The organism is archaeon (assembly GCA_016432545.1).
Taxonomy (GTDB): Archaea; Thermoproteota; Nitrososphaeria; order Nitrososphaerales; family Gagatemarchaeaceae; genus UBA183.
This window is the reverse complement of record CP066694.1, coordinates 1,312,658-1,333,094: the sequence shown is the minus strand read 5'-3', so window position 1 is coordinate 1,333,094 and position 20,437 is coordinate 1,312,658. Positions and strand designations below refer to the sequence as shown.

Here is a 20,437-nt window from a genome sequence, read left to right as displayed (position 1 = left end):
TATACTGAAAGATTGACGCTCGCAGTCAGAAGTGGCTCCGCGATCGCGACCCAAGAGCGGGCGGGTGCTCGTCCTCTGCGCCCTCCCATACACGAACGCCGTCCCCCACGTGGGGAACTTGGTCGGTTCCCACCTGCCTGCCGACATCTTCGCGAGGTACTGCAGGCTCAGGGGCCTCGAGACTGTGTTCATAGGAGGGACGGACGAGAACGGGACCCCCACCGAGGTCGCCGCCCTTGAGCTAGGGATTACACCAAGGCAGCTGACTGACGTCCTCTTCGAAGTGCAGAAGGGAATCTACTCTTGGTTCGAGATTTCCTACGACAACTTCTCCAGGACTTCGAGGGAGATCCACCACAGGACCACCCAGGAGTTCTTCCTCAAGATCCACAAGAATGGTTACGTAAGCGAGGGAGTACTCCGCCTGCCGTACTGCGAGAAGGACAGGATATTCCTCCCCGACAGGTACGTACAGGGGACCTGCCCCGTTTGTGGATACAAGTTCGCAAGAGGGGATCAGTGCGAGAATTGCTCGACACTCCTCGACCCAATCCAGCTGATCGACCCCAAGTGCAAGGTTGACGGCAGCGTTCCGGTCTTCAAGGACAGCAAGCAGCTGTTTCTCGAGCTTGGGAAGGTGCAGGGGGAGCTGCAGCGCTGGATCAGGTCCAAGAAGGAGTGGAAGAGCCAGGTGACGTCCCTCGCCCTGGGTTGGATCAAGGAGGGGCTCAAGAAGCGGTCAATCACTAGAGACCTGAGATGGGGGGTCCCGGTCCCCATCGAAGGGTACAGGGACAAGGTCTTCTACGTGTGGTTCGACGCGCCCATCGGGTACATCTCCTCGACCAAGGAGTGGGCCGAAGGTAAGGGGAAGCCCAACGAGTGGAAGAAGTTCTGGCTGGAAGGGGACGTGAAGATCTACAACTTCCTCGGCAAGGACAACATACCATTCCACACCATCTTCTGGCCCGGGATGCTGATGGCCCACGGAGGTATCGACCTTCCCTACGATGTAGTGGGGATGCAGTTCTGTAACTACGAGGGGGACAAGATCTCGAAGAGCAGGGGTTGGGGAGTCTTCTGTGAAAGCGTCCCTGAGGTGGGGCTGGACCCCGACGTATGGAGGTACTATCTCATCCAGCTGATCCCTGAAACGAGGGACACGGAGTTCAAGTGGGACGAATTCCAGAGCAAGGTCAACAACGAACTCGTGGCTAACATCGGTAACTTCGTCCATAGGACGACGACGTTCGCATGGAACTACTTCGGGGGGGAGGTCAAGGGTGGGAACCCCTCCGACGGAGCAGACTTCATGCATAGGGCGCTGGAGAATTGCGACGAGGTCGGTCGGCTGATGGACCAGGTCGACATCAGGGATGCGATGTCGAAAATCCTCGCAATCGCAGACCTGGGGAACGGGTTCTTTCAGCGGAGTCAACCCTGGAAGCTAATCAAGGAAGACAAGGAGGCATGCGAGCAGGTGATCTATTCGTGCCTCGAAGTTAGCAGGAAGCTTGCGATTCTCCTCCAGCCATTCCTGCCCGGGTCTTCTCGAAAGATACTTGCAACCCTAGGGACGCCTGAAGCGGGCTGGGAGGACATCCGGAAGATCCCGCGGGGGTTCAAGGTGGCTTCCAAGCCGGAGATACCCTTCAAGCGGCTCGAGGACGAACACCTGGAGAAGGCGAGGAAGCTGGCGACAAGGAGCCGCTCTGTGAAGGAATACTTCGGAGGCTGAAGGGCCGGGGCTATTCGCAGGACTGTAGTCCTTCCAACCCTTCGGGGAGGGCGAAGTCCATCTCCCCGTCTATGACCCTCTTGCCGAGGATCTTGTTCAGGGGGTCGTAGTCGTCGTACTTTGTCGAGGTGAAGCCGGACGCGAGGAGGCTAACCTGGAGCTGTGAAGACCCGGAGTACTTGACTCCGTACTCCACGTCCACCGACTGGTTGTTGATCATCGAGCCGAGGCGCCCGACGACCAGGCCCACCTCCTTCCCGGAGAGGGAGGAGTTGCCGTTGAGTATGACGACGGCATGGCTGGCCTCCTTCGCCTCTGCAAGCTTCCCGATTGAAAGGACTGCGCCCGCCAGAGCGTCCTCCGCCTTGTCGACGGTACCACTGTTGGAGACCCCCAGGAGAGAGTAGCCTTCTTGGAGCACGGTTGCGAGGACCTTGTTGAGGCCGACCGCTACGGAGGTTCCAGAGGACCTTGAGAGGAGCGAACCAAGGGCCTTGACAGCCTGCCTGTTGGCCGAGTCGTAGAGCCCGGTGAGGGTCGAGTCCCCCGTGGAGGACATCAGGACGTCGTTGTCGACGACTATCACGCCCCTCGAGGCGGCTCTGAGGTGCTTTAGCGAGACCCCCGCGTAGAACTTCATCTTCTTCTCGAACTCGAAAGGCATCATCGCGACCCCGACCGTTATCGCCCCGCCCTCGCTCGCAAGGGAGGCCACCAGGGGTGAGAGGCCGCTGCCGGTCGCCCCGCCGAGGCCAGCGACCACGAAGACCACTTTGGAGCCTGCGAGAGCTTCACGGATCCTTGAGATGGAGGCGTTTGCCAGGCCCCTGACGAGCGAGGGGCTCAGCTTCTGGTCGACTGGCGACTCTAGGAGGATCGAGTCTTGAGGGTCTGCGAACGTAAGGTCCCCTTCGTCGCAGGAGACGTAGACGAACCTCTCCACGAGGAGAGACCTTCTGCTCAGGAGCGAGACAAGTTTGCAACCCGCGCTGCCGATGCCGATGGCAGTGATTTCCGGGCGATTCTTAGATAACATTGGTTGGGCGCGTGCCCCATGTGCCGCCGGGCATTTACAATGCCCTCCAGTAGAACATTAGACAAAGTGTACACAGATTGTTGACAGCGCACTTTCGGCGGAGATTTTCCTAACCGACGGCCTTTGGCTTGATCTCGTCCTTGTTGACGATGCGGTTGACGAGGTCGTCCATCATGTGCCCCACGCACTCGACCCTGACTGCGGCCACGCCCTCCACTGACGTGCAGGCGTCGCGGATGCTCCGGCCGACGTCCACGGCCAGTGGACTGTAGGCCGAAAGCGGGCGGAACCTGACCCTGATGGTGCCGGGCTGGAGCTCGGAGACGTCGGTGATGGTGTTCAGTTCGCCGAGCTTCCTGTTCGTCTCTTCGTCCAAGATGTCCTTGAGACGTTCGGTGACCCGTGCCACGAGGTCGCTCTCCATCTCGAACTTCACGCCATCTTCATGCTATATGACTTTTGGCTTCGATTGCTCCCCTTCATCTCGGGAGATTGACGATCAGCGTTCCGCTTACGTAAACCGCGAGGAGAACGTACATACACCCCACTGAATAATATGGCCCCTAGGAAGGACAAGAAAATCCCTGCGTAGTTTAGGATGAAGTCAGCGTGGGTTATTGGCTCAGTTAGGAAATAGACTAAGCCATTACACGAGTCGAGTTGTGGGCAGGAGACCGTGGGCGGGGGCAGCATTTGCCGTAACTCATAGCTGGTCGCGTAGTGAGTGCCGAAAGCAGCCAGGACAAGGGCGATTCCCATGAGAACTATCCCAAGAATTGCAAAGGCCTTCATCCCAGATGTCTATTGTAAGAGGGCGATACTTAGGAATTTGCGAGGCGTGCACTTGCTTGATGGGCTTGCCCCCCGGCCGTCTAGGAGCCTAGAATCCCTTCACCAGTGGACCTTCAGCGTCATCGGATGCGACGCCTTGACTTCGTCGATCTTCCCGATGCTCGTGTTCTTCGGGACGGGTCCGAGAGTCCCGGCCTTCATCGAGTCGTAGATCTCGTTGAGCGCGGAGGCGTACTCGTCTAACATCTCCAGCGGTTCTGACTCGGTCGGCTCGATCATGAGGGCCTCGCTGACGATAAGGGGGAAGTAGACCGTGGGGGAGTGCATCCCGTAGTCGAGGATCGCCTTGGCCACGGTCATGGCGCCGCCCGGCAGGTCGCTCTTCACTGAGACCACCGCCTCGTGCTTCCTCCTAAGGTTGGGCGCATGGGAGGCGGGGAAGGCCGCGGGGTCGAGGCTCTTCCACAGGTAGTTGGCTGCCAAGACCGCGAGCGAGGAGACGTTGGAGAGCCCCGAGGCGCCGAGGAGTCTCATGTAGACGTACGCCCTCAGGAGGATGGCGGAGTTACCCACGAATCCCTTGAGCGGCCCGATGGTGTTCTTGAGACCGTAGTCAAGCGAGTATTTGCCCCCCTCGCTTGAGACGACAGGGACTGGAAGGTAGTCCGCGAGTTCCTTGCTCACGCCCACTGGCCCAGCCCCAGGGCCGCCGCCGCCGTGGGGGGTAGCGAAGGTCTTGTGGAGGTTGAGGTGGACGATGTCAAAGCCCATGTCGCCGGGGCGTGCCCTCCCCAGGAGGGCGTTCATGTTCGCCCCGTCGTAGTACATCAGGCCGCCTGCGTCGTGGACCGCCTTGGAGACCTCGACGACTTCGCTCTCGAAGAGGCCCAGGGTGTTGGGGACGGTGAACATCATCCCCGCAGTCTTGGGGCCTGCAAGCTCTGACACGGCCCTGGCCCTGACAAGGCCTGAGGCGTCTGACTGGACCTTGACCACCTTGAAGCCCGCCATCGCTGCGCTGGCCGGGTTCGTACCGTGGGCGGAGTCGGGGACAAGGATCTCGTCCTTCTCGGGGCGACCCTGGTCTCTGAGGAACTTCCGCATGATCAGGACCCCTGCGAGCTCGCCCTGGGCTCCGGCTGCGGTCGAGAGGGAGAACCTGCTCATCCCGGCGATCTCCGAGAGGGCGCGCTCCAGCTCGTAGAAGATCGAAAGGATGCCCTGGACTGTTTCGGCCGGCTGGAGGGGATGAGCGTTCTTCATGGTGTCAGAGCCCGCTATCATCTCGGAGACCTTCGGGTTGTACTTCATGGTGCAGCTTCCCAGGGGGTACATGCCGAGCTCGACGGAGAAGTTCATCTGGGACAGGCGGTTGAAGTGCCTCAGGACCTGGAGCTCAGAGAGCTCGGGGAGTCTGACCGAGGCCCGCCTCATGGACGCTGGGACGAGGGCCATTGGGTCGGCGAATTCGGCCATGACGTCGGGGTCGCTCGGAGCGAGCATGCCCACTCGCCCCGGCCGGCTCAGGTCCTTGATGAGCGGCTCGTCCCATCTGGCCTGCCTGAACCTGTCCGGCATGCTACAGGGCCCCCTCCAGCGCGGACGAGAGACGTTCGATGTCTTCCCGGGTGTGTACTTCAGTGACGCAGTATACGCCTCCGTTGATGCCTGTCGCCGGCTCGAGCGGGTATCCAGCCAGGACGTTCGCCTTTGCGAGGCGCTCGTGGACTGCGGGTGCCCGGGCCTTTTCGTATGAAACGACGAACTCTTTGAAGAACGAGCCGGAGAAGTGGGGCGAAGAGACCCCCTTGACCTTCGAGAGCCTCCTGGACGCGTAGTGAGAGTTGGCGATTACCGCCTCGCCGAGCGAGCGGAAGCCCTCCTTCCCCAGGAGGGAGAGGTAGCATGCGGCCGCGACCGCCATCAGCGACTGGTTGGTGCAGACGTTGGAGGTCGCTCCCTCTCTGCGGATGTGCTGTTCCCTGGCCTGCAGGACCATGGCGAAGGCCTTCCTGGCCGGGTCTGCGACCGAGGAGGTGAGGCCAATCAGCCTGCCTGGCATGCTCCGGGCCAGCTTGAGGTCCTTGACGGCGAAGATCCCCAGGTGAGGCCCGCCGTAGTTCATCGGGATGCCGAGGGGCTGCCCCTCACCGACCACGATGTCTGCCCCGTAGGAACCTGGCTCGCGGACTAAGGACAGTGATATCGGGTCGACCCCGACGATGGTCAGCCCTCCCGAGGCCTTCACCAGCGAGGCGACCCGCTCTGACTCCTCTTCGATGACCCCGAAGTAGTTGGGGTTCTCGATGTAGAGGCACGCCGAGTCGGGCGCCTTCTTGACAAGGTCTGAGGAGTCGAGTGTCCCGGTGGACCGGTCGAAGGAGACCGGCACGATCTCTACGCCCATAGCCTCGCTGTAGGTGCGGATCACCGCGAGCCTTCTGGGGCTTGTGCTCTCCGCCACCAGGACCTTCTTCCTACCGGTCACCCTGGCGGCCATCCTCACCGCTTCGCCCGCGGCGGAGGCCCAGTCGTACATCGAGCTGTTGCAGGCCTCCATGCCGAGGAGGTCGCACATCAGGCTCTGGTATTCGAAGAGGGCCTGGAGTATGCCCTGGCTGATTTCCGCCTGGTATGGCGTGTAGGCAGTGTAGAACTCGTTCCTGGACATGATCGACTCGACGACCGCGGGGATGTAGTGTGGCCAGACGCCTCCACCAAGGAAGCAGAGCGACCCTGGGGGGGTCTTGTTGGCCGAGAGCCTGTTCTGAACGTCCCGCCTTACAGAGTACTCGGATCCGCCCTCAGGGACTTTGAGCGCCCGCCCGAGCCTTACGCCAGGGGGTATGTCGGAGAAGAGCTCGTCGATGGACTTTGCGCCGATCTTGGACAGCATCTTGGCCACGAGGGCCTCGTCGAGATTGGGGAGGAGCGGATGGCGCGATTGAGGTTGTCCCATCTTTTTTGGCTCGAAAAACGCTTAAAATAAGAACGTAGCGGCGTTGGCCCGTTCCCTTGAAGCGCTTTGTATCAGGTTTCTTCTTGCTCCTCCTTGCCGTCTCTGTCGCTTCGTCGGTTCCCCTGGCCCAGGCTCAGGGCTCCCCCCACGTGGTCGTGCGCAGCGTGTACCAGATCCAGAGATACGGGTACGCCTACGTCAACGAGACCTTCATCTTCTCCAGCAACTCGACGACGGGCGCCGACGTGCCCTCGGTGACGATCGGGTTTGGGAACCTGTCGTCCAAGGTTGCGAACTACTCTCTAATCGGTGATGGATTCAGCCTGGCGGCGCAGTCGCCCAACGGCCCGTTCACTGTAATCGGGGGAGGCACAATAGCTCCGTCCGGGTCCAAGAACTTCACGCTGACCGTGCTCATGACCGGGATGGTCTGGAAGGCGGCGAACGGTAGCCTTGTAGTCGAGCTCCTCGCTAGGCCCTCGATCAGCATCACCGTGGACAAGATCGTCGAAGTGGTCAAGATGCCGCCCTCGACCGTTCTGACCTCCAGACCGAAGGGCCTGAAGGACCTTTCCGCTGGAAGCAACGTGACTTACTCGAACACGATCGCGAGCCTTAGCCCTGGAATCGCCAACACTTCGATCAGGGCCGTCATAACATCCACGGCAGAGGACCTCCACCCATTGGCAGTCTATTCAGCATCGAGGACAGTCTCAGCCGCCCCCGACGGGACTCCCTTAATCACAGACTCGATCTCATTTGAGAACCTGGGGGCCAACCAGCTGAACATCCTGGTCGTAAAGCCTCTCGCGCCCTCCGGGGTCCTGGTGACCCTGCTGCCCCCGATCGAGCCGCGCCTCCTCGGCCCGGTCAGGTTCGCCCTTACCAACTACATAATCCCGCTCTCCGCCTCTGTCGTGGCGAGCCCGGTTCCGCCCGGGTCAAACTACACTGTGACTTACAGGTACGCGCCGGATTCGAAATACTACACCACCTCCGGGGGTCAGGTCGTCCTCAACCTGCCCAACACCCCGCCCATCGACGCGTTCGTATCCGGATACAAGATTGCCGTGACCGTCCCCAACGGGGTCAGGGTCGTGACTGCCCCGCCCGGAGCCTTCACCAACGTCGCACCTAGGCGGGAAGGAAGTGTGAGCGTAGCCTACGCGCCTACGGTCGGATGGGGCGTCGAATCGGCGATTCCCGGTGCGTCAGTGGTGTTCGTCCTGCTCCTAGTTGGTCTGATTGTCACGAGGAGCACCGTCACCGAGGAGGAGGAGACGGAGGAAGAGTCTTCCACCGAGCGCGCATCTGCCATGGTGCAGGCCTTTGACGAAAAGACGACCCTGATCAACGGGATGTGGGCCGAGATCTCGGGCCAGGACCCCAACGAATTCGACAAGGAGTACTTCGCTGAAGTTCGGGGGAGGCTCGACGCGTTCAGGAGCAGGGCCCTCCAGAGGCTCAACGAGGTCAAGCAGAAGTCGACGACTCAGAAGTTCTTCGACCTGCTCAACCAAATCCACGCGACAGAGAGGGAGGTCGACAGGGCGACCAAGGACAAGCTGAACCTGTACGAACAGTACTACATGAGGAGGATGAGGAAGGAGGTCTACGACAGGCTCCTCCCGCAGTACACCAAGAGGCTCGAACGGGCGCTCAACCAGCTTTCGGATGAGCTCCACGTGGTCCAGAAGGAAGCGAAGCTCCTCTAGGCCCGCTCCACCTCTACTCCCCAGGGGCAAATTTATGAGGCGGGCAAAGGCGCGCATTCTCGATGAGTAGCGACTCGGTAGAGAAGCTGGTGATCATCGGTTCTGGTCCGGCCGGGCTGACGGCCGCGATCTATGGCTGCAGGGCCGACCTCAACCCCCTGGTCTACATGGGAACGAAGTACGGAGGGCAGCTAATGCTTACCAGCGACGTGGAGAACTTTCCGGGCTTCCCTGACCCCGTGCTCGGCCCCGACCTGATTATGAAGATGAGAGCCCAGGCCGAGAGGCTGGGCGCCAGGCTTGTCCAGGATGACGTGGTCAAGGTGGACTTCCGGAGGCATCCGTTCGAAGTCTACACCGAGTCGGGCGTCACCAGGACTTTGAGCGTGATCATAGCGACAGGAGCCAACCCGAGGCGCCTGAACCTCTCGTCGGAGATGAAGCTGATGGGCAGGGGCGTATCGAACTGCGCGGTCTGCGACGGTTTCTTCTTCAGGGGGAAGAAGGTCGCTGTCGTAGGAGGGGGAGACACCGCCATGGAGGAGGCGACCTTCCTGACAAAGTTCGCGTCTTCGGTCCAGGTCATCCACAGGAGGGACGAGTTGAGGGCGAGCGCAGCCCTGCAGAAGGAGGCCCGAGAGAACCCCAAGATCAGCTTCCTGTGGGACACGGCCGTGACCGAGGTGCTCGGGGACGGAAAGGTGCACGGGATCAAGACGAAGAACCTCAAGACCGGAGGCGAAAGCACGCTGGAGCTCGACGGGGTCTTCGTGGCAATCGGGTACGACCCCAACACCGAGATCTTCAGGGGGCAGGTCGAGCTGGACGAGAAGGGTTACGTGGCGGTCAAGAACCACACTGAGAGCAGCGTCCCGGGGGTCTTCGTCGCCGGGGACGTGCACGACTTTCGGTACAGGCAGGCGGTCACCGCGGCCGCGGACGGTTGCAAGGCCCTGTTGGACGCCGAGAAGTTCGTGAAGCAGAAGCTCGAAGTGAAAGCTGTCAGTTAATCACGGGCAGGAAGCGGTCGTCAGCGTAAGACTTGCTGAGCGGGCCGACGATCGGCGTCTTTGTCCCGCAGGTGGTGCACCGGTTCTGCGAGTCGAGGTTGTAGCCCAGTATCTCGTACCCGTTCCGCTTGATGAGGACGCCCCCGCAGCCCGGGCAGTACGTGCTCTCGGCGGGGTGGCCAGGGACGTTCCCGATGTAGACGTAGTTGAGCCCGGCTTTCTTCGCGATGTCGTAGTGCCTTTCAAGCGTCTTGACAGGGGTAAGGGGAAGGTCCATCATCTTGTAGTCGGGATGGAAGCGCAGGAAGTGGACCGGAGTCTCCGGGCCCATTTTGTCGTAGACCCAGCGGCAGAGCTTCTCGGCGGCCTCGAGGGACTCGCCGACCTCGGGGACGATGAGATCGGTTATCTCGACGTGCACCTTGGTCTTCTCCTTGACCTCGAGGAGGCTCTGGAAGATGGGGTCGGCGTTTGGGATCGAGATGTACTTTCGGACGAAGCCGGTCTCCCCGCTCCCCTTGAAGTCTACTGTGACGCAATCTAGGAATTCGTTCATCATCGAGACGGCTTCAGGGGTGTCGTAGCCGTTGGAGACGAAGATGTTGAAGAGGCCCTTGGAGCGGGCCAGGCGACCGACGTCCCGGGCGTACTCCATGAAGATTGTCGGCTGGTTGTAAGTATAGGCGATCCCCTCGCAGCCGTAGGAGACCGCGTTGGAGACGATTTCATCGGGCCTCGCATCGACCCCTTCGATCTTGCGCAGCTGGCTGATGTCGCTATTTTGACAGTATGAACAATTATGGACAAGAATCCCATCCGCAACATAATTGTGGTCGGTGATAGTTTCGAAACTGTAAACTGCCTCTTGTCTGTCAGTGGGTCGGGACGACTTTACATCAACCCAGAGCCTCATGTTTGCCATCTGGGGCTTCGACAGACGAGCTACCACGAGTGCTTTCGACTCTTCGGAGTGGTTGAACAAATAGGAGCCAGAGATTCTGAGCACGTCCCAACCGTTTGCTCGGAGGGTCTCGTCCCTAATGCGATCACTGGCTTGGACTTCAGGGTCGTGATAGTGCCACCATCCGTCGACCTCGACATCTAACTTTTCTTCCACGAAAGCTGCGTCTGCAATGTAGTACGACTTCGAGTGTTCGAGCCGCTTCTCTAACTTGACTCGGTACTCCTTCTCGTACGGCATTTCCAAGGAGTCCAGCAATGGATAGAGTTTGAGCTGAGACTTCGACGGATGCTGATGAAGCCAGGTCCGCAGTCGCTCGACGTTTCTGTGCCATCCATGCGTGTCATCTCTGAGGAAACGCTCCTTGCTGGACTGGAGCGCACGCCGGGCCACATCAGGGTCTTTCATCGGGTTGTTGGCCTTCATCCGCTCGCGGCTTCGGAGGAGCGATTCATCCGAGTGCTTCATGCCCAGAGTATAACACCGCCCCCGGTGGCGGTTCCAGTCGTCATATCCTATGAGCTTCTCTCCGCACTTGTGGCAGGTGAAAAACCCTGTTCTGCCGCGGGCAGCGTGTTTCTTGTTCCAGCTCTCTGTTTGTGCCTGCCAAACCCGAAGAATCTCGTCTCCTGCACCCAATTGGCTGACCACCTTCCAGCCCTCCTTGGTGAGGACGGGGTGCTCTTCTGTCAGAAGGATTGGTCTTTGGTCGTTATCGCCGTATGTCACCTCCCAAAGTCTTCCAGTCAACATCTGCGCATGGGTAACGACGTTGGGTTCGATGCGCATCCCCGCATTGATGTCGTAAGACCAAAGCATGTCGCCAGGAAGCACGCTTTCAACCGCCTTCGTCGTGCCGTCCGAAAGTAAGACCTGAGACCCAGCCGGATGGCACGCCCATGAACATCCGCTTGTGGCGATCGAGAAGATCTTTGACCCGGGCCGATAGTGGACCACCGGCTTCTTCTCAATCGGGTCGATGTGCCCGGCCATGACCTTCCCGTAGACCAGAAGGTAGAGACTGCCGCCGACCACTCCTCTTACTCCACAGAACCCGACCTGACCCTCACCAATCTGGCAGTTGCGGGCGCAGGCGGTGCACTGAATCCTACCGCTTGGGAGGGGGCGGAAGAGCTCGGCCTCCTTGCCCATCGGAACAGTCAGAGGGGCCCGGGCGGACATGCGATTACTTCGGAGGCCTCAGGCCATTAAGGGTTTGCGAGGCATCAGACCGAATTCTGGTTGATGAGAGCAAACGTATATTACGTATGTTATGACGCGGCGACTTTGCTGTCCGACAATGGTCGACTTCACTCAGCTCATCCTCCTTGGCGCGATAGCTGGCTTCACGATCTTCCTCGGCCTTCCCGTGGTGCTTGTGGGAATAAGCGAGAGGGTCAGGGGGTTCCTCAACGCCTTCGCCATCGGGATCCTCCTCTTCCTCATCGTTGACGTATTCAGCCACGCGTGGGACCAGGCATCAGGCGCTGCGCTCTCCGCCTCGCATGGAGGCCTGCCGGCCTCGACCGCCTTGCTCGACCTCGGGCTCATGTTTGGAGGCCTTGCGCTCGGGCTACTGGGGCTCGTCTTCTACGAGAGGAGGTACATGGCGGTCGGGAACGAAGGCTCGATGGCCCACAAGCTGTCCACGATGATAGCTCTGGGCATCGGAGCTCACAATTTGAGCGAAGGTCTGGCGATAGGACAGTCTTACGCGTCCAGCGAGCTGGGTCTCGCCGTTGTCCTCATCGTCGGGTTCGGGGTGCACAACTCCACGGAGGGGTTCGGGATCACCGCGCCCCTGGTCGGGATCAGCCCCAAGCCTAAGAAGTCCTTCCTCGCCAAAGTGCTCTTCATCGGTGGGGCTCCAACCTTCTTCGGCACCATCATCGGGAGCCAGTTCTCGAGCCCCGAGGCCTACATCCTCTTTCTTTCGATCGCCGGAGGCGCGCTGGTCTACGTGACAATGACGATGTTCAACACGGGAAGGAGGCAGTACAGCAGCAACCTGATGATGGGAGGCATTTTCTTCGGTCTCTGCACCGGGTTTCTGACTGACCTCGTCGTGGCCTTGGGTGGCGCCTAGGGCTGCCTGTCAGCGGGCTACTTCCAGGTCAGACGTACGAGGTTTCCAAGCGCGGCCGTCTCGAGGAGGTTGATCAGGACGAGGTAAGGCGCCGCCGCTTCCACTATGGCCTGGGCCGAAGGCACGAGGCCGTAGAGTATGAACCAGAAGACCACTATGACCAGGTTCTGCAGGAGGAAGAAGAGTGCCACTGCAAGGAGGCTCATCGTCGCCCCCGACTTCAGCCTCTGCCAGCTCTTGAAGTAGAGCGCCCCCAGGACTAAGAGGAACGCCACGTTCAGCAGCGCGAAGACGGCCGCCACGTTCATCCAGAATATCCCGAACTCCATCCTAGTTCATGCACCCGTCAATCATATTTCTAACTTTGCCCAAATCGCGCCCACATCCCTCTAATCGCATCGAAGTGCTTCTCGGCATAGGGAGTCAGGAAGTACATCGCCCCGTACGCCCCCTTCGCGTTGGGCACTATCACCCCGTTCTCCTCCAGCAGTCTGATGTGGTGCTGGACGGTTTTGTAATCCAGGGAGAGCTTCTCTGAGATCTGATTGGGGTTGAGCGGCGCCTCTCTAATCAACTCCACTATCCGGACCCTGTTGTATCCGCCCCTGGTCCCTAGGAAGATGTAGGTCATCACCCGCTTGAAGGCCGGGTCGACCTGGGCGGCCCCCTGTTCGCCTCCTTGGGCTGGCCCCATCTGCGGCGTCGCCCTCATGGGCCGAAAGCGCACGAGCGCGTGCAATCGACGGGCCCCGAGGTGCTGTGAGTAGTAAAGGTTGAGCCGTGCCTGCTCAGGCCTTGCGGACCCAGACCGAGGTGCCCTCGACCTTGACCTCTATCGAAGGAAGCGGCACCGAAGCAGGGCCCCCTACGACGGCCCCTGTTCTCACGTCGAACCTCGAACCGTGATTCGGGCATTGGACCACGTACCCGTTGAGCCTGCCCCTGCCGACGGGCCCGCCTGCGTGGGTGCACTTGTTGGGGTGAGCGAAGTACGAGCCCTCGATGTTCGCGACCCAGACCTCCGCGTTCCCCGACTTCACTATCTTGACCTTTCCCGGAGGAAGCTCGGAGGTCTCGGCGACCTTCTCGAAATCTTCCATCATGCCTGCGCGCCTCCGATGGAGAACCTTCGAGGCGAAGTCAGGTCGGTGAACCAGTCTTGCTCTCCTTTGAGAAGCCCCGGAACCTTCGAGCCGCTCAGCCAGCTCATGATTATCCCCTGGTCGCCCATTCCTGCGGCCAGAGCCGTCCTCATGGTAAGCATTCCGAGGAGTGGCCTCCAGTCCCTTGGCTTGGACCAGTTCTCGCCCCAGATCTGGTCGGTCGAGAACTCGACGCCGGGGAAGTAACGTTTCATCTTCTCCTCCTCTTCCCCGAGCTGGTAGAGCTCGAGGATGAGCCTGTCGCCCCTCGGATAGAAGAGGTCGTACTTCTCCTCCATCGTCCAGTAGATCTTCTCCTCCGGGAAGACGTCCGGGACCCTGTTCGTCGGTGTGCTCGCGATGATCACTGACCCCTCGGTCTCGACGCCATCGCCTATCCCGGGGACTGGCTCTAAGTTCGTGGCGAGCACGAGCTGCGAGCACTCTATCTGGGCCCTGTCTGTCTTGACGGTCACCTTGTCGCCGTCCTCATTCCATGAGACCATGGGAGTCCCTTCGAAGATGGTCAGGCCTTCCATTTCTGCGAGGGCCGAGGCGAGCCTCGCGGGATGGACCTGCCCGACCGCGTCGAATGAGATACCGCCCTTGAACAGGACCAGTGGGTAGATCTCGGACAGCTGGTCTGTACTCAGGAGGGTTGTGGGAAGGCCCAGGGTCCTGAGGGCCTCGTGCTCCTCTTGCACCGACGCTAGATCTTCGTCGTTCTGGGCGATCATCACCGCGCCGCAAGACCGGAACCCGCAGTCGGCCTTCGGCGCCAGGCTCTTGATTTCTGAGATTACTTTGGAGGTTTCAAGCCAGAGCTTCTCTGTGGTCTCCTGGCCGAAGACCTCGACCCCCGGGACGAAGTTGGTCCCGCTCCCGTAGTATAGCACCCCAGAACTGGCACCGGTAGCTGGCCCTCCCACTTCATCCCTCTCGATGAGCGCCACGTCGCGCCCCTCCTTTTTCAGAGCCCTTGCGGAGGAGATCCCGGCCATCCCCCCTCCGACCACGAGCACGTCGCAGCGAAGGTCCTTCTCTAGTGCCGCCCGCCTCTTTGTAACCGGCCAGATGGGGTTAGCCTGCAAACAGGGTAGGAGGTCACGCGGTCCGTTTATGAATGATTTTCCAAGTCAGGCCCAAATCGGGGCCTTTGTGCAAGGGTCGGTGAGTTGGGGCAGATTTGGGCCTGAACTCGGCCGGCCCTTAAATACGGTCCAAGATGCGCCTTTTTCGTGGAAGATATTTCCCAACGAAGAAAAGCAATTGCAAAGACAGTATGGGCAGTCGTCGTCGTGGTCGTAGTGATCATCGGCGCCGGCGCCTACATCTACTACAGCGGCTACCAACTAGGCGGAAACAACACTACAACGAACACTACAACGAGCACCACAACATTCAGGACTGGCACCTCAGTCCCAACCAACGAGATACTCACCGGGACGACAAGCGCTGGTTTCTACAAGGGAGACATAGTCAGCTTCGTCTACTCCCAGCAGTATCAGTGCCTTCCTGCGCTCTCCAACTACGCTACCAATCAGACAGAGGCCAATGCGGCCGCAGCCAAGACAAGCTGTGAAGTCGCAGGCGGTGACAAGACCGCCCTGAACAACGCGGCCCCAGTCTTCATCCTAGTACCGGCCTATGCCGGCCTGTCGATCTTCGGAGTCACGGCTCTCGGAGCGACAAGCCAGGGATACCCGGTCTACAACAACAACGTCGTCTTCACCCAGTGCGGGGCAGGAGGGAGTACCTCAGCGTGCGCCGACCACCCGACACTGATCTACTCGCCATACTTCACAGCGGTGGAGAAGCACCTGGGACTCAACAACGGATACACTCCAGCACAGCTCCCTGAGGGAGTTCTGCCGGTGCCAGCGCACAGCCACGTGGTCAACTACGTCGGCGGCGCCAGCATTCCGTGGTACGTTGTGACAGTCCTCGTCTTCGACCCCAACGTCATGCCTGATGGTCAGACGGGCCAGTGCCACCAGTGGGTAAGCTCGAATCTTTCGAGCGCCACGGGTAACTGCCTGACCTCGTTCGACGCCATCTCCAGGGCGCTGACAACGAAGACTACGGCCACTGCGAACGCCAACCAAACACAGAGCAACCCGATCTACACGACTCTCGGAGGAGTGCCTACCCAGGTCGCCATCCCGGGCGTCAGCGTGGTCTCGGACAGCTCTTCGACTAACACGAACCTGTTCCTCTGGTTCGCTGTTAACAACAACAACCCATTCAGCAGTTGAATACAGACAGACTAGGCGAGGAAGCACCTCGCCTACCCCACTGTTTTGGTCAAGGCTTTTATTCGAAGGAGTCTGGTGAGTAGGTGCATGTACGGGCCGATAGCCGCTCAGGTGAACCTGGGGCTGCAGCTGGTCGCTTTCGCGCTCATACTGGCGGGAGTAAGGTACGCGATCAAGACGCACAGGGCATACGCGTCCGGGAACGATGACGAGACCAAGAAAGGGTCGAGGTACGAGTGGGTCCACAAGAACCTGATGACTTCGGCAGTGGTGGTGTCAGGAATCGGGGCGCTCTTCTGGATGATTCCCAACTTCCTGCTGGGCTGGAACTACGGGACTTCATTCCCCGAGTACGGGACCGGGGGATACCAGAGCTACCTCACGTTGTTCGGGGCCTACAACGAGCACTGGTACTTGATCCCGGTGATGGTCACCCTCGGTGTGCTCACCTCCGTCCTTGGGGTCTACCTGGTCCTCAGGATGAGGTGGAGCCGCTTCCCGCAGAGGCTCGCGGTCCAGAACTTCAGGCCGGTCATGATCACGACGTGGAGCCTCTGGGTCCTGAACGTCTTCGTAGGCATAGCCGTGTACTACTTCTTCGCCTACCTGGCTGTAGGCTGAAGGACATCCCCGTCTTCGCGAGCGCGGCCCCATGAAGCTGATGTACATTTTTGTACACTGTCATCTTGTGAGGGTGTCGTGTTGGGGTGTCGCTTTGGGGCGGTGTCAGCCTAGGAATAAGTCGACTTCTGCGAACGTTTCAGCCTAATCAATTTGGGTAAACGTCGTGAAGGGGAAGAGAGTTGAGATGAAGGCGGGAAAAGCGGCTAAAGCGGCTTCTTGAACACATCGGTCGAAATATCCGTCATCAGTTGGTCCTCAGTAGAGGCAGACTCCTCGACGAGCGACTTAACTCTCGCCATGCTCTCGTCATACTTCCCCACTATCGCCCGTTGGGTGGGCAGGTCGTAGACTGGAATCTTCAGCCGTCCAAGCTCTTCCTCTGCCGTTCTCCCGTATTGTCCAGTGAAGGTCGCGTTGACGAGGAAGTTGAACGGCTCAGAGGTGAGGACGATTCTGAGATACTTCCTGAGAACAACATCCTCGCCTTCTTCTTTCTTGGGGACGAGCTTGTAATACTCGTCAGTCGCAAGAATTTCGTCAATGTCGTCAGGGACGACTCCGACGATGGCGTTCTTGAGCTGGATTCTCGATACAACCAAATCTCCTTTGCGGAAAATCTGGGTCTTCTTCAGCTTCGGGTCTGAGCTTCCACCGATAACTTCGTATTGTATCTCGCCTCCTTTGGTAATACGGTCGATGAACTTACTCCCGTAGTCGTTGGCATCCCCCGTCACCTCCTCACGGTCAAAGTCGACGACTTCGCTGATTGGTCTTGCCCTCCCCGTTTCCTCTATCGCTTTGAGGATTGCGAGGCGTCTGGGAGAATAGAACTTCGGGTCGAGCCTATTGTTGACCTGTTTGGTGACTGGGTCGTATGAGTTCAAAAGGTCCGAAACTTTGCAGATGAACGAGAACTTTGAGAGCCACGACCTACCACTCTTGAACTTCCTGTAATCGTCGAGGATATCCTTAAGGTCGTTGGGTAGCCGTTTCGTGCTCTTCCCGTAGCTCTCGCCCAAGTTCTCCGCCATTGCCATGAAGACTTCTGGGCCCTGAGTGATTCCTGTCCCCTTCTTCTGGAGCAAGAGTATGCTCGTAAAGTTCTCGGCACCCTGTTCGTGGAACGCCCCCCACGGGAGCGAAACGATTGCTTTGATGTTGAACTTCTTCTTGATGAAGTCCCTGACATATGCTTCGGTGGGATTGTCTAAGACCCCATCATCTACGATTATCCCGAGCGTCCCACCTTCCTCCAGGAGCTGGTATCCACGCTCGATGAAGAGAATCTTCTTGTCCCTCCCTCTCAGGTTCTCTTCACTCTTCGTCCATTCGAAATCGTGCTTCTCTTCGTCGTATCGATGAATGTAAGCGAGTTCGAAACCTCCAAGAGCGTCCGTCCCGTCCAAGTCATACACTGTTCCGAGGTCTGCGTTGGAACTGAACGGAGGGTTTGTCAGCGCGAGTTTGAACGAACCCTCCTTCAACTCGTTCTCAAATGCTATCCTCCTAAGTGAATCTCCATAGTGAATGCCAGTCGAGCCGTCACCGTGGACGCTAAGGTTCATGGCCGCAGTCTTCGCTATTGTATCTTCGTTGTCGAACCCTACGAGCATCTCCTCGCAGAGACTTTTCTTGACCCTATCGTATTCCTCCCCACTCGCCTCGTTGAAGGGGAGCCAGTTTCCTTCGGCGGTCTTCTCCATGAACCGCTGTCTGAGTTCGTTGTCAAGAATCGTGAATACGGACAGAAGGAATCCGCCGCTTCCGCAGGCAGGGTCGACGCAACGCAGACCTTCTGACCCCCAAGACGGGCCCACCATGTCGACCATGAAGTCGACGATTCTCCTCGGCGTGAAGTATTGACCGTTCTCCCCTCGGAATATGGTGCTAACGAAGTTCTCGTAAACGTGGGCGACAGGGGGATACACCTTCCCCTCCTCGTCGACGAGGAACTTCTTCTGAAGGGTCTCTACTATCCCGTTAACTATCACGTCGTCGAGTTCGAGCTTGTCTTCACTCCTGAATATCGGGACATTCTTCAGGCGGTAATGGGTCTTGAGGTCTTCGAAGAGCGTGCCCCCTATGTAGTTCTCCCCTTCCGCTTCGACCTTCTGAAGAGTGAAACGGTTCTCCTTGCCCTCCCTTTCTCTTCTGTCCTCGTAAAGTTTGATGAAGAGGAGCTTGTTCATTTCGGTGAAGGCATCCTTCCCTGTCTTGGACTTGCTCGCATTCCGCATTTCGTTCTGGCAGTTGAGGAGCAGATGGCCGAACTCTTTGTCATCGGACACGGGCGCCCTAACGACAGGGGCGTAGCTCAGTCGCCTTCCGAGAGCAACTATCCGCTTCTTTGAGAGCCACTTCTGCATCTCCACGAACTTTGAGACCAGCTCGTTCTCCATGACAGGAGAGAATGGAAGTTCTTTCCTCGAATTGGTCTCGTAGATGTGGGTCTCGACGACATTTGTATCGAGGTAGAACCGTGGCTTCGGTTTGAGTTCATTGGCCTGCGAGTAATCGTAAGCCTGTCCTTCGGCATCTTCCGTCGCTGACTTCAGCGCGTGGCCGTAGCTCTTTGCCTCAATCACAAAGACAGGGTCATCATGCTTCCTGACCACCACGTCGCTTTGGCCGCCCATCTGCTTGACGGCCCTCCCAGCGTTCCTCGTGAGATGTGGTTTGATGTCGATGTCTTTGACCGAATACCCGAGGGCGCGGCGGAGGAACGGGACGATGAAGTGCGTTATCGTGGCGTCCTCGGACGGGGAGAGATTGAGGACATTCTCAAGCGTCTTGTTCCCAATCAGCCAGTCTTGGGCATCAGATTCTGGTATCCCGAACCATTCCGCGACGCGTTTTGTATCGCCGCTCTGGGCCACGGGTCGGGCAGACGCCACGGAGGCATGGGTCGGCAGAAAACCAATATAGACTTTTGCCGTCTCTCACGGTCACAATTTGCACGAATGTCCCAATTGCGGTTCTACCGGTTTCAAGGCCAAAGACATCGGCGAGCACACCGTCCAAATCAGTTGTGCGAGGTCTGGGTGGATGCCTCCGCCCGTGAAGATTGACGAGATGGTAGACAAAGAGAAATTACGATGAGGAAAGAAGCCTTAACTCGTTTGACTCGCCATCACTCACTCATGCCACGTCCGAAGAAAGTGCTGATTGTCGCGGGGGTTGCGAGGGTGGGCAAATCAACGACTATCGGAAAGAATGCGCATAGCGGCCTGAAGGCGAGCCTGAGACCTGTTTCAGGCAGATACCTATTCTCTCACGAAGGGAAGGGAGTTTGTATCTTCCACGGTTCCTGTCAAGAACAAAGAGATTGTCCGTTCTGCGACTTCGAGGCCGTGAACAGATGCATGGATAGAAAGATGAGGTTCGCCGAGAAAGGGGGTTGCTCATTGCTAATCACGGCCTTCAGGATTCAGAGGAACAGGAAGGGAGAACTGAACAAGCTCTGCATCACTGAGCCGATTAAGAAACTACGAGGGGAGGGAGTCAGCGTCAAGCTCACGTATCTGCCTTCAGAGTCGGCCAAAGGCTCTGAAGAAATCGGTCGATTCATGTCTTCCCTTGGCGCGGAGGTCATCCCCAGAATAGGTGTGCGGGAACAAGTGCAAAGACTCTGGAACATCTTCCTTAGTTTCGACCCCTAACTGCCGACGGCTAACGCCTTTGGCGTCTGCCGACAAGTTAAGAGAATCGAGAGGAGGCCCTTATGATGTGGGACACGACGTATTCCTCTCGTTCATAGAACTCAGCCTTGAAGGAAGCTGGGATGAGATTACTTCCTCGGGCGAACTGGAGCTTAAGGATGTGGTGAACGGCAGAGCCTTTGTTGCTATGGGCGAGTCGTCGATTTCAGTCGTAGAACCTGAAGCCGCCATCAGACGATTCAGTTTCAAACAGAGTGCTCTCATCATCGTCGGCAATTCGGTCGTCTCTTTTGACCGCCGCGAAATGGAGAACGAGTTCTCGGTGGATGAAGAAGCGCGAATGTCAGGCGGTAGACGGCTGAAGTTCGACACCTAAGCCCTCATGAGCCGACGCTTGACGGAGAAGTCGGTGAGCCGCTATCTTGAACAGTTCCACGAAGAATCTGTCATATTAAGCTGG

General features: G+C 58.6%; 18 protein-coding genes. 8 read left to right on the top strand and 10 right to left on the bottom strand.

Annotation, left to right across the window (positions count from 1 at the left end; translation table 11 throughout):
- Positions 1–31: 31 nt before the first annotated feature.
- Entirely contained in the window at positions 32–1,738 is a 1,707-nt protein-coding gene (gene metG / locus HY247_07455; GenBank protein QQG48569.1) for a methionine--tRNA ligase, read from the top strand.
- A gap of 10 nt (positions 1,739–1,748) precedes the next feature.
- Here metG and HY247_07450 read toward each other — a convergent pair whose 3' ends face one another.
- From HY247_07450 to gcvPA, 4 genes are all read right to left on the bottom strand, one after another.
- Entirely contained in the window at positions 1,749–2,774 is a 1,026-nt protein-coding gene (locus HY247_07450) for a hypothetical protein (GenBank protein QQG48568.1), read from the bottom strand.
- Between the two features lie 109 nt (positions 2,775–2,883).
- Entirely contained in the window at positions 2,884–3,210 is a 327-nt protein-coding gene (locus tag HY247_07445) for a DUF59 domain-containing protein (GenBank protein ID QQG48567.1), read from the bottom strand.
- Positions 3,211–3,665: 455 nt separating this feature from the next.
- A complete protein-coding gene (gcvPB, locus tag HY247_07440) occupies positions 3,666–5,144 on the bottom strand; it encodes an aminomethyl-transferring glycine dehydrogenase subunit GcvPB (protein ID QQG48566.1) in 1,479 nt (492 codons plus the stop codon).
- A 1-nt stretch (position 5,145) separates the two neighbouring features.
- Positions 5,146–6,525 carry an aminomethyl-transferring glycine dehydrogenase subunit GcvPA gene (gcvPA, locus tag HY247_07435; protein ID QQG48565.1) on the bottom strand — a complete coding sequence of 460 codons (1,380 nt, stop codon included), beginning with the start codon at positions 6,523–6,525 and terminating at the stop codon, positions 5,146–5,148.
- A gap of 56 nt (positions 6,526–6,581) precedes the next feature.
- On the opposite strand from gcvPA, the gene HY247_07430 reads away from it, so the two are divergent.
- Together HY247_07430 and trxB are read left to right on the top strand one after the other, a co-directional pair.
- Entirely contained in the window at positions 6,582–8,240 is a 1,659-nt protein-coding gene (locus tag HY247_07430; GenBank protein QQG48564.1) for a hypothetical protein, read from the top strand.
- A gap of 62 nt (positions 8,241–8,302) precedes the next feature.
- The gene (gene trxB, locus HY247_07425; GenBank protein ID QQG48563.1) at positions 8,303–9,250 is read left to right on the top strand and encodes a thioredoxin-disulfide reductase; all 948 of its coding nucleotides are present in this window, start codon (positions 8,303–8,305) and stop codon (positions 9,248–9,250) included.
- On the opposite strand, the gene amrS is transcribed toward trxB, so the two are convergent.
- The gene (gene amrS / locus HY247_07420) at positions 9,243–11,204 is read right to left on the bottom strand and encodes an AmmeMemoRadiSam system radical SAM enzyme (GenBank protein QQG49587.1); all 1,962 of its coding nucleotides are present in this window, start codon (positions 11,202–11,204) and stop codon (positions 9,243–9,245) included. The genes trxB and amrS overlap by 8 nt on opposite strands.
- A gap of 307 nt (positions 11,205–11,511) precedes the next feature.
- Between amrS and HY247_07415 the strand changes: the two genes are divergently transcribed.
- Complete coding sequence (locus tag HY247_07415) at positions 11,512–12,297, top strand: ZIP family metal transporter (protein ID QQG48562.1); 786 nt, start codon at positions 11,512–11,514, stop codon at positions 12,295–12,297.
- A 17-nt stretch (positions 12,298–12,314) separates the two neighbouring features.
- On the opposite strand, the gene HY247_07410 is transcribed toward HY247_07415, so the two are convergent.
- Genes HY247_07410 through HY247_07395 form a run of 4 tightly spaced genes read right to left on the bottom strand, consistent with a single transcriptional unit; the run spans position 12,315 to position 14,530 of the window.
- Complete coding sequence (locus tag HY247_07410) at positions 12,315–12,626, bottom strand: hypothetical protein (protein ID QQG48561.1); 312 nt, start codon at positions 12,624–12,626, stop codon at positions 12,315–12,317.
- A gap of 29 nt (positions 12,627–12,655) precedes the next feature.
- Positions 12,656–13,036 carry a winged helix-turn-helix transcriptional regulator gene (locus HY247_07405; GenBank protein ID QQG48560.1) on the bottom strand — a complete coding sequence of 127 codons (381 nt, stop codon included), beginning with the start codon at positions 13,034–13,036 and terminating at the stop codon, positions 12,656–12,658.
- Positions 13,037–13,085: 49 nt separating this feature from the next.
- Positions 13,086–13,400 carry a Rieske 2Fe-2S domain-containing protein gene (locus tag HY247_07400; GenBank protein ID QQG48559.1) on the bottom strand — a complete coding sequence of 105 codons (315 nt, stop codon included), beginning with the start codon at positions 13,398–13,400 and terminating at the stop codon, positions 13,086–13,088.
- Positions 13,397–14,530: an FAD-binding oxidoreductase gene (locus HY247_07395; protein QQG48558.1), complete on the bottom strand. Its 1,134-nt coding sequence runs from the start codon at positions 14,528–14,530 to the stop codon at positions 13,397–13,399. Before HY247_07395 ends, HY247_07400 begins: the two co-directional genes overlap by 4 nt.
- Before the next feature lie 147 nt (positions 14,531–14,677).
- Here HY247_07395 and HY247_07390 point away from each other — a divergent pair, with 147 nt between their 5' ends.
- Both HY247_07390 and HY247_07385 read left to right on the top strand, forming a co-directional pair.
- A complete protein-coding gene (locus tag HY247_07390) occupies positions 14,678–15,694 on the top strand; it encodes a hypothetical protein (protein QQG48557.1) in 1,017 nt (338 codons plus the stop codon).
- Between the two features lie 75 nt (positions 15,695–15,769).
- A complete protein-coding gene (locus HY247_07385; GenBank protein ID QQG48556.1) occupies positions 15,770–16,315 on the top strand; it encodes a hypothetical protein in 546 nt (181 codons plus the stop codon).
- A 206-nt stretch (positions 16,316–16,521) separates the two neighbouring features.
- On the opposite strand, the gene HY247_07380 is transcribed toward HY247_07385, so the two are convergent.
- Positions 16,522–19,212 carry an N-6 DNA methylase gene (locus tag HY247_07380; protein QQG48555.1) on the bottom strand — a complete coding sequence of 897 codons (2,691 nt, stop codon included), beginning with the start codon at positions 19,210–19,212 and terminating at the stop codon, positions 16,522–16,524.
- Between the two features lie 246 nt (positions 19,213–19,458).
- Here HY247_07380 and HY247_07375 point away from each other — a divergent pair, with 246 nt between their 5' ends.
- Positions 19,459–19,977: a hypothetical protein gene (locus HY247_07375; GenBank protein ID QQG48554.1), complete on the top strand. Its 519-nt coding sequence runs from the start codon at positions 19,459–19,461 to the stop codon at positions 19,975–19,977.
- 19 nt (positions 19,978–19,996) lie between these two features.
- Positions 19,997–20,353 (top strand): hypothetical protein, encoded by a 357-nt coding sequence (locus tag HY247_07370; protein QQG48553.1) that lies wholly within the window; start codon positions 19,997–19,999, stop codon positions 20,351–20,353.
- The last annotated feature ends 84 nt before the right edge of the window (positions 20,354–20,437 follow it).